This window comes from Solwaraspora sp. WMMD937 (genome assembly GCF_029581175.1).
GTDB lineage: Bacteria > Actinomycetota > Actinomycetes > Mycobacteriales > Micromonosporaceae > Micromonospora_E.
Window position 1 is genome coordinate 5,510,998 of sequence record NZ_CP120738.1, and the last position, 15,031, is coordinate 5,526,028.

Sequence of the window (15,031 nt, forward strand, 5' to 3'; positions counted from 1 at the left end):
CGCGTCGTACGGCGTCGCCCGGCGATCGACCGCAGCGAGCCCGGACACTGGCCGGCCTTTGGCGGCAATTCGTACGATCGCCCAGCACATCACAACTTGCCTTCTGAACACCGAAAAAGCGGAACGGTTAACAACCGTAGCATTGTTTCAAACCCTCGTTTGTCAACCCCTTAACAGTCGCGCTCCGGACACTTGAGGTAATCGCGAGGTGATCTATAGTTATGACGCCTTGCCATGAGTTGCGCCGACGAGAGCTTCTTCGGCATCGCAACACGGATTGGAGACACTCATGCCCTTGTCAGCGGCCGATCTTGCCGTGATCGACGAGACCCCGATCACGATTCGATCGACGGCTTTCCCGAACGTCTATCTCCGCCTTGATGGTCGAGGGGTCACCTCACAGACCGCGGACGGTGGCGGACTGGTGAACTGCCAGTTCAGCGCCGAAACGCCCGGACCCTACGAAAGGTTCAAGATTCGCCGACAGGCCGACGGCACGTACTCGTTCGAGTCGGCCGCCTTCCCAAACGTGTGGCTTCGAATGGACAGCCGAGGCGTGACGGCACAGACCGCAGACGGTGGCGGACTGGTCAACGCGCAGTTCAACGCCAACGGCGGTTCCGCCGAGAGGTTCCGGCTCCACCCCCACGCGGGCGACGCGTTCTCGTTCGAGTCCACCCTCACCTCCAACGTGTTTCTCCGGATGAACGGCACCGGCGTGACCACCTCCACCGACAACGGCGGCGGGCGCGTCAACTGCCAGTTCAACGCTAACGGCGGGGTCCACGAGACGTTCGTCATCTCGATGATCGATCAGCGACTCGACTTCGCTATGCAGCGCCAGGAGCAGAACATGTGGTGCTGGTCGGCGGCCACCGTGAGCCTCGCGGCCTACTACGACCCGAACACCGACTGGACCCAGTGCACCCTCGCCAACGCGGAGCTCGAGCGAAACGACTGCTGCGTGCCACCCGGCGTCGTGTCGCCCGGCAACCAGGGTCGGTGGCCGGACACGGCGTTGCAGCGGGTCGGCGTCCTGCGCCAACGCGAAAACCGTGCCTTGACCCCCGCCGAGATCGGAGCCGAGATGGCCAGCGCGACCCCGATCGGATTGAATACCTCCTGGCGGGGCGGAGGCGGGCATATCCTGGCGATCCGCGGACGCTTTTTCCTCGATGGGGAGGAATACGTCAGCGTGGCAGACCCGTGGTACGGGGACTCCGACGTGTCGTACAACACCTTCCGCGACGCGTACCAGGGAAGCGGAACCTGGAACGTCAGTTACAAGACCCAGCGCTAGGAGATCGACATGCCACTCGAAATGCCCGAGCCACCGAGCGGCGTGCGCGACCGGATCCGGTCGAGGATGCGCACGTTCGCCGACGCCTCCAAGTTCTCCACCAAGGCGCTGCGCAACGCCCGCAAAGATCAGCTCGAGTTGTCCAACCCGCACCAGATCTATGTGCTGGGCCTCGACGACATTATCGCTGGTAATGGGCTCGACAGCGCGCAGCCGGTAGGCTGGCGGTACCTGATCGAGGAAGCTGGACAACCCATCGCCAGCGCCGAGACTGCTTCCGCGGCGGACGGTACCGAGCAGATGTCGCAGTTCACCGAGGGACCGTTCGTCGCGTCGACCAACAAGGCTCTCAAGGGTGTGCTCAAACTGGCCACGCTCAGGACCGGCCGATACGAGCTACGTCTACTGCGGGTGCCAGCCCTGTACGTGATGGCGTTGTGGCTGCACCTTCCCCGACGGGACCTGATCATTCCGTTGGAGCCCTCGCCGGTCGGGAAGGAAGATCGAGTGGTGCCGGCAGACGAGTTCCTGAGTGACCTGACGGAAAAGGCCCGAACCATGCTTCCCCCCGATCCGTCCGAGGCGCCTGGGACGATACCTGGTTCCTGACTACGCCGAGTAACGCCTGGTCGTCCCTGGCCGCAGCCCTGTAGTGGACAGCTGCGGCGCGAAGGACGCTCTGTCCGTCTCGCCGTCGACAACGGAGGTCGAGGTGGTCCGGTCCCCGCCCCATCGGAGACCGGACCACCTCCGCCGTGGCAGTCAGCTGCCCGACGGTCAGACGCCGGTGATCGAGGTGATCCAGTCGCGGCTGGCAGCGACCGAGGAGTAGTTCTGCGAGCTCGACCCGTTGGAGTTCGAGCAGACACCGACCTGTTGTCCGTTGTAGAACTGCGGACCGCCCGAGTCCCCCTGCCAGGCGATGCCGGTCACCGGGGAGCTGCGCAGCGCCGGTCCCTCGTACGCGTCCCGGCCCCGCACCGACACCACCTGCACCGAGGCTGTTTTGAGCTGCGGCGACAGGTGACAGTTGAGGCAGGTACGGCCCCAGCCGTAGATGGTGTTGGTCGAGCCGACCGGCGGGTCGCTGGTGGCGAGCGTGACGTACGTGGTGCTGATCGGTGTGCTGAGATACAGCAGCCCGATGTCGTAGAGGTATCCGTACTGGGAGTAGGTCGCGCTGACCGCGCTCACCTGGCCGCCGGCGGCGTGATGGACGCTGCCGACCCGCACCGACATCGAGCCGCCGATGCAGTGCTCGGCGGTGAGCACCCAGCGGGAGGCGATGATCGAGCCGGAGCATCTGAACGAGCCGTCGCTGTAGACAGCGGCTGCCCAGGGTGCCGACGAGACGGTGTCGCCGCCGATGATCTGCTGTGGTGCGGCAGCGGCTGTCGACGGAGTCGTGACAGCGGCGACGAGTGCCGTCACGGCCACTGCCAATAGTTGACGGAGACGCAAGATGGTGCTCCTCACCGAGCGGACACCCAGCCCTGGCGTCGCACTCATCAAAGCTCCCCGGCGATGATCTTATCGCTGACGATATTGACAGACAAGGCGCATTCGCTTGCATAAATAGCAGCCGGCCGGGGGGACCCGACCGGCATGGTCGACAACCCCTCAGCGGACGGTAGTGCCGGCATCGAGCCCGAAATGCGCCTAGTACGGCAGCCGCCATTTGCTAGTTGACCAGGGCGTATTCGCGGTTGAGTCGGGTGCGTTGGTGGAACCAGCGGGCTCGGGCCTGGTGGCGTCGTCGCCAGGTCAGCCAGTTGAGGGCGTGGTCGGGTGGTTGTGGGTGGTGGAGGGCGTCAGCGAGAAGCCGTCCTATCTCGGGCACGGTCAGTGGGATCAGTCCGGGCTCGGTCGGTGGCGGCTGGTCGGGTGTGGTCGGTGGGGGTGCCTGGCTGTCGGTGCGGTGGCGTAGCCGCGCGGCGGTGACCGCGCAGACGGCGAGGGCGGCCATGACCAGCACGGTGTGCCGGGCGATCGCCCCGTGCAGGCGGGCCTGGCACTGGTCCAGGCCGAAGTGGTCCTTGCCGAACTCGAAGCATTCCTCGACCGGCCACCGCAGGCCGGCGGCGCGGACCAGCCGCGACACGACCACCGGCTGCCCCTCGGGCACGAAGCAGTAGTGAAACGCCAGTTCACCGGTGGCCAGGTGACGACGCACGAGGAGATGGTGGCGGGGTGAGGCGGTGGCGATCCACGCCCACGCGTACCAGCGGTGTCCCTTCGACCCGGCACCGGCCGAGCGGACCTGCCAGCCACGACCGCGCCTGCCGGCGAGTCCCGTGACGGCTTGCGTGCAGGCCAGCCTGTCACCGGACGGCATCTGGATCATGAACGTGGAGGCGACCCGCAGCACGTACGCCTGCCCACGTTGTTCGAGGAACTCCCTCAGTTCGGTACAGCCGCCGTACACCTCGTCACCGCAGATCACGTCGAAGGTCAAGCCGTCGGCGTACGCGTGGGTGCACAGGTCGATCGCGAGTTGGCCCTTCGTGCGGAACTGCGTGTCCGTCGGCAGCCCCGTCCGCGCGGCGGTGTCCGGGTCGGTGATCTGCTCGGCGGGGATCCACTGCCGGGCGGCGACCAGGGCGTGCCCGGTCCGTTCCCGCACATAGGCCAGGTGGACCGTGTTGATGCCGTTGGCGACCCGACCGGCGCATCCCATGTACTGCCGTTTCACCCCGGCCGTCCCGGTGCCCTGCTTCGGCTGCCCGGTCTCGTCCAGCGCCCCCACCACCAACCCACGCCGCCGGCCGGCCGCCGTGTCCAACCCGGCCGCCGCGTACCGCCGCACCTGGCTCGCCACACCCTCGGCGTCCCACACCGCCCGGTTCAACAACCGCTGAGTCCGGTCCGGCGTGGCATCCCCGACATGCTCGGCGATGGTCCACCCGTTGCGTTTCGGCATCCTGCTGACCAGCGCCGACACGTACCGGCCCGCGTGCAGCCACGTCCGCACCTGGACGAAACAGGACCGCGTTCGCTCCAACAGTTCGGCCCGTGCGCGCTCAGCGCGGGCGGCCGCTACCCTGGCAGCAGCAGCCGCCTTCGATCTTGTTGTCCTCACAAACACATGATCAACAGGCGGCTGCGTCTACGTCGCACCACCCTGCCAACGCGTCCTACCTGGTCACAGCCCTAATGGCGGCTGCCGTACTAGTATCCGTAATCGGAGTGTCCCGACCACCGTCGGAAGTGCGATCGATGCGACCTGGCGACAACGACGGCGCTGACGCCGACGGCCGGGAGACCGGGCACGGCAACCGCGACCATACGGAGCACGACGAGACTGAGCGCGACGACACGGAACGCGACACGATGTTGCGCCGGCTCGCCGACCGCCTCGACAAGCCGCTCGGTGTCCTCGGTGTGCTGTTCCTGCTGCTGGTGATCGGCCAGTTCGTCACCACCCATCCGCCGACGGCCGCCGTGCTGGGCGCGGCCAGTTGGGCGTTGTGGGTGGTCTTCGTCGCCGAGTTCTCGCTGCGGGCCTGGTTGGGCCGACATCACCCGGGCCGGTTCTGGCGGCGCAACTGGTGGCAGTTGCTATTCCTGGCCGTTCCGGTGCTGCGGTTCGCCCGGGTGGCGTTGGCCTTGCGGACGGCCCGCGCCGGTGCGGCGATCACCGCAGCCGTACGGGGTTCACGCTCCGCCGGCCGGTTGCTCACCGACCGTCTCGCCTGGCTCTTCGCGGTGACGGTGAGCCTCATCCTCGCCGCTGGCCAACTGCTCGTGGTCTCCGGCTCCTACCCGAGCTACGCACAGGCGCTGCACGACGTCACGCTTACCACGATCACCGGTCAGCGGATGGCTGCGCGGGACCCGTTCGCCCAAGGCATGGAGCTGATTCTGGCCGCGTACTCGGTCGTCGTCTTCGGCACCCTGGCTGGCGCACTCGGCGCCTACTTCCTCAGCAACCGGTCGACTCCCGGCGACGACAGCGGTGGCGACAGCGACCGGGACCAGGCGGCCACGTGACGGGCGGCCCGGTCCCCGTGGTGCGGGCGGGGACCGGACCGCCAGGTACGCGGCGCCGTCAGGCGGGCGGCACCGTCTGTCAGCCGGTGACCGTGTTGAGCGCGGCCAGGTAGCCGTCGCGGTAGCCGGCGGCGTTCGGGTGGTACGCGGCGATCAACGCGGAGAAGTCGTTGATCCACGGACTGCCGGCGCAGACGCCGTGCCCGGCGAACTGCGGCCGGGTGTCCACGAAGGTGGCCCCGGCAGCCGACGCGCGGGCGGCAGTGACGTCGGCCAGCAGATCCGCCGCGTCGTTGATGATGGATCGCTTGGTCAGGCTCATGCTGAACAGGCCGCAGTAGCGGACCTCATCGAACAGGCGCGGGTAGCCGAGCACGATCAGCTGCGCGTTCGGTGCCCGCTGCCGGATAGCGGCATAGGTGGCGTCCAGCCGGCCGGGCAGTTCGGTGGTGGCGAACCGTTCGGCCCGGTCGACCGCGCTGGCACAGGAGGACTCGCTGCCCAGCCGGCAGCTCAGCACGACGTCGGCGAATCCGGCGTCGTTGCCGCCGATGGTGATGGTGACCATCGTGGTGCCGGCGTCGAGCGCGGACAGTTGGTTGTCGAGCACGTCGGCGGTGACCGCACCGCCGCAGGCGACGAAGCGGAAGCTCGCCGGCGCGTTGGCGGCCGCCCACAGCGGCGCGTACGAGCGGTCGCTGCGCAGGCAGGTTGTCTCGTAGGGGCCGGCGCCGACGCCGGAGGAGAACGAGTCGCCGAGAGCGACATAGTGCACGGCGGCGGGTGCGGCGTGCGCCGGAGCGATGGCCGCGCCGACGCCGACGCCGGTGGCGCCGAGGGTGACGGCCAGCGCGACGGCGGCGCGGGCCAGGGGACGAAGGGGCATGGACGGACCTCACAAGGATGGGGGGATCCTCGTGGCCGCGCGCGTGGCCGTGGGGAGTAACGGTTGTTACTAGCCGGTAATGCTATCGAAACATCTGCATCCCCGGAAGAGGTGCAGGCAGCTGTGCTGTTTCCAGCTTGATGCCACAGGTGCAGCAAGATGCACCTGTGGCATCAAGGCTTTCGAGCGAGTGCGCCCTGAGCCGGACCACGCAGAGTAACCGTCCGTGCCAGCAACGGGGGCGCCGGGTCAGCGGGCGGCGAGTGGCTGCGCCGTCGGCACCACCGGTGCCGGCAGCTCCCCCACCCCACCGAGGTACGAGTGGATGGCGGCCGCCGCCGCTCGTCCCTCGGCGATCGCCCACACGATCAACGACGCCCCCCGGTGCATGTCACCGGCGACGAAGACCCCCTTGGTGGCGGTCTGCCAGTCACCGTCGGAGTCGATCGCCCCGCGCCGGTTACGGACCAGCCGCAGCTGCTCCAGCAACGGCTGCTGCTCGGTGCCCTCGAAGCCGATCGCCAGCAGCACCAGGTCCGCCGGCAGTTCCCGCTCGGTGCCCGGCACCACGGTCAGGATCCGCTCGCCGTCACGCTTGGTCACTGTCACCTCGGCGATGCGGACCGCCCGTACCGCGCCGGTGCCGTCGTCGACGAACTCCTGCACCGCGACGGCGAAGACCCGCTCGCCGCCCTCCTCGTGCGCCGGGTACTCGCGCAGCACCCACGGCCAGGTCGGCCACGGATCCCGGGCCTCGTCGCGGGCGCTCGGCGGCTCCGGGTAGAGGTCCAGCTGGTACACTCCGGCCGCACCCTGCCGGTGCGCCACCCCGAGGCAGTCGGCGGCGGTGTCACCACCGCCGATGATCACCACATGCCGGCCGGCCGCGTCGATCGCCGGCCGGTCCACCGGTACGCCGTCCACGTGCGACGACCCGGCGTCGGACGGCGGCTCGACGGCCACCACCCCGGCCGCCTCGGCCGTGCGGGCGTGCGCCGCCGCGGCCGCCACCACACGGTTCGACTCGACCAGGTGCTCCATCGCCAGATGCACCCCGCGCAGCGCCCGGCCCGGCGTCGCCGGGGTGTCCCGGCCGGCCAGCGCCCCGCAGGCCAGCAGCACCGCGTCGTGATCGGCGCGCAGCTGCTCGGCGGTCACGTCGACGCCGACGTTCACCCCGGTGCGGAACTGCACGCCCTCGGCCGCCAACTGGGCCAACCGCAGGTCGATGTGCTCCTTCTCCAGTTTGAAGTCGGGGATGCCGTACCGCATCAGGCCGCCGATGGCGTCGTCACGCTCGAAGACGGTGACCGCGTGCCCGGCGCGGGCCAGCTGCTGGGCGGCGGCCAGCCCGGCCGGACCGGAGCCGACCACCGCGACCCGCCGGCCGGACGGCTCCGGCACCGGATGCGGAGTGACCAGGCCGGCGCCGACCGCCCGGTTGATGATCTCCACCTCGACCTGCTTGATGGTGACCGGCGCGCCGCCGGCGATACCCAGCACGCAGGCCGCCTCACAGGGCGCCGGGCAGAGCCGGCCGGTGAACTCCGGAAAGTTGTTGGTGGCGTGCAGCGACTCGATCGCCGCCGCCCAGCCACCGGTACGGACCAGGTCGTTCCAGTCCGGGATGCGGTTGCCCAGCGGGCAGCCGTCGTGGCAGAACGGAATGCCGCAGTCCATGCAGCGGGTCGCCTGCTCGCGGATCAGCTCGTCGGTGGCCGGCGGGTAGACCTCCCGCCAGTCCATGATCCGCACCGGCACGGGTCGGCGATGCGGCAGCCGCCGGTCGATCCGCAGGAATCCGGTCGGGTCAGGCACGAGCCACCTCCATGACGGCCTCATCCACGTCACGGCCGGCGGCTTCGGCGGCCCTCATCGTCTCCAGCACCCGTCGGTAGTCGCGCGGGACCACCACGGTGAACTCCTCCACCGCCTCCGGCCAGCGCTTGAGCAGCGCCTCAGCCACCGCCGAGTCGGTCTCGGCGAAGTGCCGCTCGACCAGCTCACGCAGCATCGGCTCGGCGTCGGCGGCCACCGGCTCCAGGTCCACCAGCTCCCGGTTGACCAGGTTCTCGTCGAGGCGCCACAGGTACGCCGTACCGCCGGACATGCCGGCGGCGAAGTTGCGCCCGGTCGGGCCGAGCACGACGACCGTACCGCCGGTCATGTACTCGCAGCCGTGGTCGCCGACGCCCTCGACGACGGTGACCGCACCGGAGTTACGCACCGCGAACCGTTCGCCGACCCGCCCGCGGAGGAACAACTCACCGGCGGTCGCCCCGTACAGGATGGTGTTGCCGGCGATGATCTGCTCCTCGGCGCCGGCGCCACCGGGCGCGGCGAACGGGGCCGCCGGGTCCGGGCGGACGATCAGCCGGCCGCCGGACAGGCCCTTGCCGACATAGTCGTTGGCGTCGCCGACCAGCCGCAGCGTCACCCCGCGCGGTAGGAACGCGCCGAACGACTGCCCGGCGGTGCCGGTCAGGGTGAACTCGATGGTGTCGTCGGGCAGCCCGGCCCCGCCGACCCGGCGGGTCACCTCGCCGCCGAGCATCGCGCCGACGCTGCGGTGCTCGTTGCGGACCGGCACCGACGCCCGCACCGGGGTCCGCTCGGTCAACGCCGGTCCGGCCAGGGTGATCAGCTCGTTGTCCAGGGCCCTGTCCAGACCGTGGTCCTGGGCGCGGACGCCGCGCAGCGCGGCACCGGCCGGCAGCGCCGGCACGTGCAGCACCGCGGACAGGTCCAGGCCCCTGGCCTTCCAGTGCTCCACGGCCGGCGTGGTGTCCAGCAGGTCGGCCCGGCCGATCGCCTCGTCGATCGACCGGAAGCCCAGCTCGGCCAGGTAGCCGCGGACCTCCTCGGCGAGGAACAGGAAGAAGTTCTCCACGAACTCCGGCTTGCCGGTGAAGCGTTCCCGCAGCGCCGGGTTCTGGGTGGCGATGCCGACCGGGCAGGTGTCCAGGTGGCAGACGCGCATCATCACGCAGCCGGAGACGATCAGCGGGGCGGTGGCGAAGCCGTACTCCTCGGCGCCGAGCAGCGCCGCGATCAGCACGTCCCGGCCGGTCTTGAGCTGGCCGTCGACCTGGACGGTGACCCGGTCACGCAGCTTGTTGAGCAGCAGCGTCTGCTGGGTCTCGGCCAGGCCCAGCTCCCACGGGGTGCCGGCGTGCTTGAGCGAGTTCAGCGGGGACGCACCGGTGCCGCCGTCGTGCCCGGAGATCAGGATGACGTCGGCCTTGAGCTTGGCGACGCCGGCGGCGACAGTGCCGACGCCGATCTCGCTGACCAGCTTGACGTGCACCCGGGCGGCCGGGTTGACGCACTTGAGGTCGTGCACCAGCTGGGCGAGGTCCTCGATCGAGTAGATGTCGTGGTGCGGCGGCGGAGAGATCAGCCCGACGCCGGGGGTGGCGTGACGGGTCTTGGCGATCCACGGCCACACCTTGTTGCCGGGCAGCTGGCCGCCCTCACCCGGCTTGGCCCCCTGCGCCATCTTGATCTGCAGGTCGTCGGCGTTGACCAGGTACTCGCTGGTGACGCCGAACCGGCCGGAGGCGATCTGCTTGACCGCCGAACGGCGGGTCGGGTCGTAGAGCCGGTCGACGTCCTCGCCGCCCTCGCCGGTGTTGGACCGCCCGCCGAGGCGGTTCATCGCGATGGCGAGGGTCTCGTGCGACTCGGCGGAGATCGACCCGTAGCTCATGGCGCCGGTGGAGAACCGCTTGACGATCTCGCTGGCCGGTTCGACCTCGTCGATCGGCACCGGCTCGCGGACCCCGTCGCGCAGGGTGAACAGCCCACGCAGCGAGCCGGCCTCGGCGGCCAGGCCGTCGACGGTGGCGGTGTAGCGGCGGAACACGTCGTACTGCCCGGAGCGGGTGGCGTGCTGCAGCAGGAACACCGTCTCCGGGTTGAACAGGTGCAGTTCACCTTCACGCCGCCACTGGTACTCGCCGCCGACGTCGAGGCGGCGGTGCGAGCGTTCGGCGCTGTTCGACGGGTACGCGCGGTCGTGCCGGGCGGCGACCTCGGCGTGGATGCCGGACAGCCCGACCCCGCCGACGGTGCCCGGGGTGCCGGCGAAGTAGCGCTCGACCAGCCGGGGGTCCAGGCCGACCGCTTCGAAGACCTGGGCCCCGCAGTACGAGGAGACCGTCGAGATGCCCATCTTCGACATGATCTTGAGCACGCCCTTGCCGAGCGCCTTGACGTAGTTGCGGATCGCCTCGGTGGAGGTGATACCGGCCAGCGCGCCGGTGGCGATCAGGTCCTCGACCGACTCGAAGGCCAGGTACGGGTTGACCGCGGCGGCGCCGTAGCCGATCAGCACGGCGGCGTGGTGCACCTCGCGGCAGTCGCCGGACTCGACGAGCAACGCCACCTGGGTGCGGGTCTGCTCACGCACCAGATGCTGGTGCACGGCGGCGGTGAGCAGCAGCGACGGGATCGGCGCCAGGTCGACGGTCGAGTCCCGGTCCGACAGGACGAAGATCCGTACGCCGTCCTCGATCGCCTCGGACACGTGCCGGCAGATCTCGGTGAGCCGGGCCTTGATCCCGTCGGCGCCGTCACGCAGCGGATACAGGCCGGAGACCCGGACCGCCTTGAAGCCGGGCAGGTCGCCGTCCTCGTCGATGGACAGGATCTTGGCCAGCTCGTCGTTGTCGATGATCGGGTACGGCAGCACGATCTGCCGACAGGACGCCGGACCCGGGTCGAGCAGGTTGGCCTCCGGGCCGATGGTCGACTGCAGGCTGGTCACCATCTCCTCCCGGATGGCGTCCAACGGCGGGTTGGTGACCTGGGCGAAGAGCTGGTGGAAGTAGTCGAACAGCAGCCGGGGCCGGGTCGACAGCGGCGAGATCGGGGTGTCGGTGCCCATCGACCCGATCGGCTCGATGCCCTTGCGGGCCATCGGCGCGATCAGGATCTTCAGCTCCTCCTCGGTGTAGCCGAAGGTCTGCTGGCGGCGCTGCACCGAGTCGTGCGCGTAGACGATGTGGTCCCGCTCCGGCAGGTCCCGCAGGTCGATCAGGCCGGCGTGCAGCCAGTCGCCGTACGGGTGGGCGGCAGCCAGCTCGGCTTTGATCTCCTCGTCTTCGACGATGCGCCCGACGGCGGTGTCGACCAGGAACATCCGGCCCGGCCGCAGCCGGCCCTTGGCGACCACGGTCGCCGGGTCGAGGTCGAGCACGCCGGCCTCGCTGCCCAGCACCACCAGGCCGTCGCTGGTGCGCCACCAGCGGCCCGGCCGCAGCCCGTTGCGGTCCAGCACCGCACCGACCAGCTCACCGTCGGTGAAGGCGACCGAGGCCGGACCGTCCCACGGCTCCATCAGGCTGGCGTGGAAGCGGTAGAAGTCACGCTTCGCCGGCTCCATCCCGGGGTCGTTCTCCCATGCCTCCGGGATCATCATCAGGACGGCGTGCGGCAGGCTGCGGCCGGCCAGATGCAGCAGTTCGAGAACCTCGTCGAAGTTGGCCGAGTCGGACGCCTGCGGGGTGCAGACCGGGAACAGCCGGCGGATGTTGCCGGGGATGTCCGGCGTGGCGAGCAGCGCCTCGCGGGCGTTCATCCAGTTCTTGTTGCCCCGGATCGTGTTGATCTCGCCGTTGTGCGCGATGAACCGGTACGGGTGCGACAGCGGCCAGGACGGGAACGTGTTGGTGGAGAACCGCGAGTGCACCAGGGCGATCGCGCTGGCCACCCGCTCGTCGCGCAGGTCGGGGTAGAACTCGGGCAGCTGGTCGGGGGTGAGCATGCCCTTGTAGACCATGGTCCGGCCGGACAGCGACGGGAAGTAGGCGGTCACGCCGCGCTCGGCGCTCTCCCGCTCGGCCTGCTTGCGGACGCAGAACGCCACCCGGTCCAGGTCCAGCCCGGCCAACGGGGTGCCGGCCGGGCCGGCCGCCGAGTCGGTCAGCCGCTGCGCGGACAGGAAGAGCTGCGCGATCCGGGGGCGGGCGGCGTCGGCGGTCTCGCCGAGCCCGTCCGGCTGCACCGGCACGTCCCGCCAGCCGAGCACGTCGGCACCCTCGACCAGGGCGTACTTCTCGACGATCCGGCGGACCCGGGCCTCGTCGGCCGGATCAGCGGGCAGGAACACCAGGCCGGTGGCGTACTGCCCGGCCGGCGGCAGGTCGAAGTCGACGACGGCCCGCAGGAACTCGTCCGGGACCTGGATCATGATGCCGGCGCCGTCACCGGTGTTCTGCTCCGCACCCCGCGCACCACGGTGGTCGAGCCGGCACAGCGCGGCCAGGCCCTTGGCCACCACGTCGTGCGAGCGGCGGCCGTTGAGGTCCGCCACGAACGAGACACCACACGCGTCGTGCTCGTGGGCGGGGTCGTAGAGACCCTGCGCCGGCGGCTGGGATGCCTGCGGCGGGCAGGGGTGCGGTCCCTGCGGGTACGGAAGAACCACCGGGCCTCCTGTCGTCACTCGCGCATGAACAGGTTTCGGGACGACGTCGGCCCTGGAGAGTTTTCTGAGTCTACGTGAGGGGCCACCGGACATCACCAGTGCGAATTGATCACACGTCCATTGTATGGGACGTGTAGTCTCACAAGGTGGCCAACCAGGAGAACGAACTCCTCGGCCGGCTGGACCGGTTCTGCGATGCCGTACCGCGTGCTGCCGCCCACCCCGAAGAGCTGGGTGACTATGTACTTTTCGTGCGGAATGGGGAGGCGGGTTGGCCGTTCTACGCCCGCCCCCGGGTAGGCGTGACCGCACCGCCGGCCGCCGCCGACATCACCACCGTACGCGCCCGACAGCGCGAACTGGGCCTTCCCGAGTCCTTCGAGTGGATCCACGAGATCAACCCGGACCTGCTGGCGGTGGCCAGGTCGGCCGGGCTCGGCGTGCGGCAGGCACCGCTGATGGTGCTCGACCCGGCCGTTCTGCCCCCGGTTGACCGGTTCGCCGACCGGCCGGTCCGGCTGCTCGACCCGGACTCATCCGACTTCGCGGCCGATCTCACCACCTGGTTCACCATCGCCCGGGCCGCGTTCGCCGCGTCCGACGGTACCGGCACCGGACTGCCGACCGTCGGCGCCGACACCCCCGAGATTGTTACAGTGACATTTCCCACTGTCGACAATGGCGGTCCCGGCGGCGGTGCACCGGACCTGACCGGGCAGCCCACGCCGGCCCCCGGCAGGCTCGCCACCACCGCCCCGGCAGCGACCGCCGACCCGATCCTGCCGGACGCCCTGGTCGACCACGAACGGTCGGCGATCGCCGCCGGCAGCCACACCATCGCCCTGGCCGGGCTGCCCTCGGCTGAGCTGCCCGCTGGCGGGCAGCCGGCCGCCGTCGGATCGCTCAACCGGGTCGACGACGTCGCCGAGATCGTCGGCGTCGGCACCGTGGCACCGGCCCGCCGCCAGGGCCTGGCATCGGCCGTCACCGCCGCGCTGGCCCGGCACGCGCTCGCCACCGGCGTCGACCTGATCTTCCTGGCCGCCGGCGACGACGACGTGGCGATGCTCTACCACCGACTCGGCTTCCGCCGAGTGGGCACCTCCTGCATCGCCGACCCCACCGCCCACCCCGGCGGCTGACCGGCCCACACCCCGCAGGCGACCAGCCCACTCGCCGCGGGCAACACGGTCAGGACGGCGGCGGCTGCCACTGCGCCGCGGTAGCGGCCACACTGCCCATCAGCCGAGGGCTGATCGTGCCGAGCGTGGCGTCCCGGGCCCGCAGCGCCAGCCGGCCCCGCGCCGACAGCACCGCCGCCATCCGCCGGGTCTGACGCACCATCGCCACCGCCCGCGGCCGGCGCAACCGGCTGTACGAGTCGACCGCCGCGGCCAGCGCCGGCCCCGGCACGGTGTCCCGAACCAGGGCGCACAGCGTCGCCGCGTCCTCGAACGCCAGGCACGCGCCCTGCCCGAGATGATGCGGCATCGCGTGCGCCGCGTCACCGAGCAGCACCACACCGCCCGGCCCGACCGGGAAACCGTACGCCGGGGGCAGCGGCCGCAGCTCGCGGACCTCCTGCTGGACCAGGTCGGCCGGCTCGGTAGCGGCGAGCAGCTCGCCCACCGGGGCCGGCCAGCCGGCGAACCAGCGGCGCAGCAGGGTCAGCTGGGTCGCCGGCGGCTCCGGGCGGGAGGCCCCGGCGGCGGTCGCCACCCAGTAGATGCCGCCCCGGCTGGAGCCGCCGGCCGAACCCCGTTCACCCAACGACGCCGAGACGAACCGGTAGCCGGCGCCGAGGATCTCGCCGCCGACCTGGCCGGTGGCCAGCTGCGGCGCCCGGTACCAGGGAATCACCGCCCGCCAGGCCGAGCACCCGGAGCTGACCACCGAACTGCCCGGGGCCAACGCCGGGCGCAGCGCGCTGTGCACGCCGTCCGCCGCCACCACCAGGTCGGCCTCGACGACGCCCCGGCCGATGGTCACCGCCGGTCGGTCCACCGCCGGTCGCAGGCCCTTCACGGTCACCCCGGTGCGGATCTCGGCCTGCTCGCCGAGACCGGCGATCAACGCGTCGTGCAGATCCTCCCGGTGCACCACCACCGGGGCCCGGTCCTCCGGCTGCGGCCGGGGCTGCACCAGCCACTGCCCGTCGGGGCGGCGTACCCCGGTGTGCGACACCGGGGTGGCAATCGCCTCCAGCCCGGCGCCGAGGCCCAACGCCCGCAACGCGCGAACACCGTTGGGCCAGAGCACCAGGGCGGTGCCGTCGGACCGAACCCGGTCCTCACGTTCCAGCAGGGTGACCCGCCAACCGGTGCGGGCCAGGGCACCGGCGACCGCCAGACCGCCGATACCCGCCCCCACCACGACCGCAGTACGCATCCCGCCCCTTCTTCCCCCGGTCGGTCGGCGCCCGCCG

Annotated in this window: 10 protein-coding genes; 4 read left to right on the top strand and 6 right to left on the bottom strand. The window is 70.6% G+C overall.

Features of this window, described 5'->3' with window-relative positions; translation table 11 throughout:
• Positions 1-316 precede the first annotated feature (316 nt).
• Together O7621_RS24290 and O7621_RS24295 are read left to right on the top strand one after the other, a co-directional pair.
• Entirely contained in the window at positions 317-1,300 is a 984-nt protein-coding gene (locus O7621_RS24290) for a papain-like cysteine protease family protein (RefSeq protein ID WP_282231393.1), read from the top strand.
• A gap of 9 nt (positions 1,301-1,309) precedes the next feature.
• Positions 1,310-1,909, top strand: a complete 600-nt coding sequence (locus O7621_RS24295) for a hypothetical protein (RefSeq protein ID WP_282231394.1) — start codon at positions 1,310-1,312, stop codon at positions 1,907-1,909.
• A gap of 168 nt (positions 1,910-2,077) precedes the next feature.
• Here O7621_RS24295 and O7621_RS24300 read toward each other — a convergent pair whose 3' ends face one another.
• Entirely contained in the window at positions 2,078-2,761 is a 684-nt protein-coding gene (locus O7621_RS24300; protein WP_282231395.1) for a DUF1986 domain-containing protein, read from the bottom strand.
• Positions 2,762-2,981: 220 nt separating this feature from the next.
• Positions 2,982-4,271, bottom strand: a complete 1,290-nt coding sequence (locus tag O7621_RS24305) for an IS701 family transposase (protein ID WP_282230471.1) — start codon at positions 4,269-4,271, stop codon at positions 2,982-2,984.
• Positions 4,272-4,516: 245 nt separating this feature from the next.
• Between O7621_RS24305 and O7621_RS24310 the strand changes: the two genes are divergently transcribed.
• Positions 4,517-5,290: a hypothetical protein gene (locus O7621_RS24310; protein WP_282231396.1), complete on the top strand. Its 774-nt coding sequence runs from the start codon at positions 4,517-4,519 to the stop codon at positions 5,288-5,290.
• Between the two features lie 79 nt (positions 5,291-5,369).
• Here O7621_RS24310 and O7621_RS24315 read toward each other — a convergent pair whose 3' ends face one another.
• From O7621_RS24315 to gltB, 3 genes are all read right to left on the bottom strand, one after another.
• Positions 5,370-6,176 (bottom strand): SGNH/GDSL hydrolase family protein, encoded by an 807-nt coding sequence (locus O7621_RS24315; RefSeq protein ID WP_282231397.1) that lies wholly within the window; start codon positions 6,174-6,176, stop codon positions 5,370-5,372.
• 249 nt (positions 6,177-6,425) lie between these two features.
• A complete protein-coding gene (locus tag O7621_RS24320; RefSeq protein ID WP_282231398.1) occupies positions 6,426-7,994 on the bottom strand; it encodes a glutamate synthase subunit beta in 1,569 nt (522 codons plus the stop codon).
• Complete coding sequence (gene gltB / locus O7621_RS24325; RefSeq protein ID WP_282231399.1) at positions 7,987-12,606, bottom strand: glutamate synthase large subunit; 4,620 nt, start codon at positions 12,604-12,606, stop codon at positions 7,987-7,989. The genes O7621_RS24320 and gltB overlap by 8 nt, the downstream gene beginning before the upstream one ends.
• Before the next feature lie 146 nt (positions 12,607-12,752).
• Here gltB and O7621_RS24330 point away from each other — a divergent pair, with 146 nt between their 5' ends.
• Positions 12,753-13,748 carry a GNAT family N-acetyltransferase gene (locus tag O7621_RS24330; RefSeq protein ID WP_282231400.1) on the top strand — a complete coding sequence of 332 codons (996 nt, stop codon included), beginning with the start codon at positions 12,753-12,755 and terminating at the stop codon, positions 13,746-13,748.
• Between the two features lie 49 nt (positions 13,749-13,797).
• Here the strand turns inward: O7621_RS24330 and O7621_RS24335 are convergent, their stop codons facing one another.
• Positions 13,798-14,994 carry an NAD(P)/FAD-dependent oxidoreductase gene (locus tag O7621_RS24335; RefSeq protein ID WP_282231401.1) on the bottom strand — a complete coding sequence of 399 codons (1,197 nt, stop codon included), beginning with the start codon at positions 14,992-14,994 and terminating at the stop codon, positions 13,798-13,800.
• Positions 14,995-15,031 lie beyond the last annotated feature (37 nt).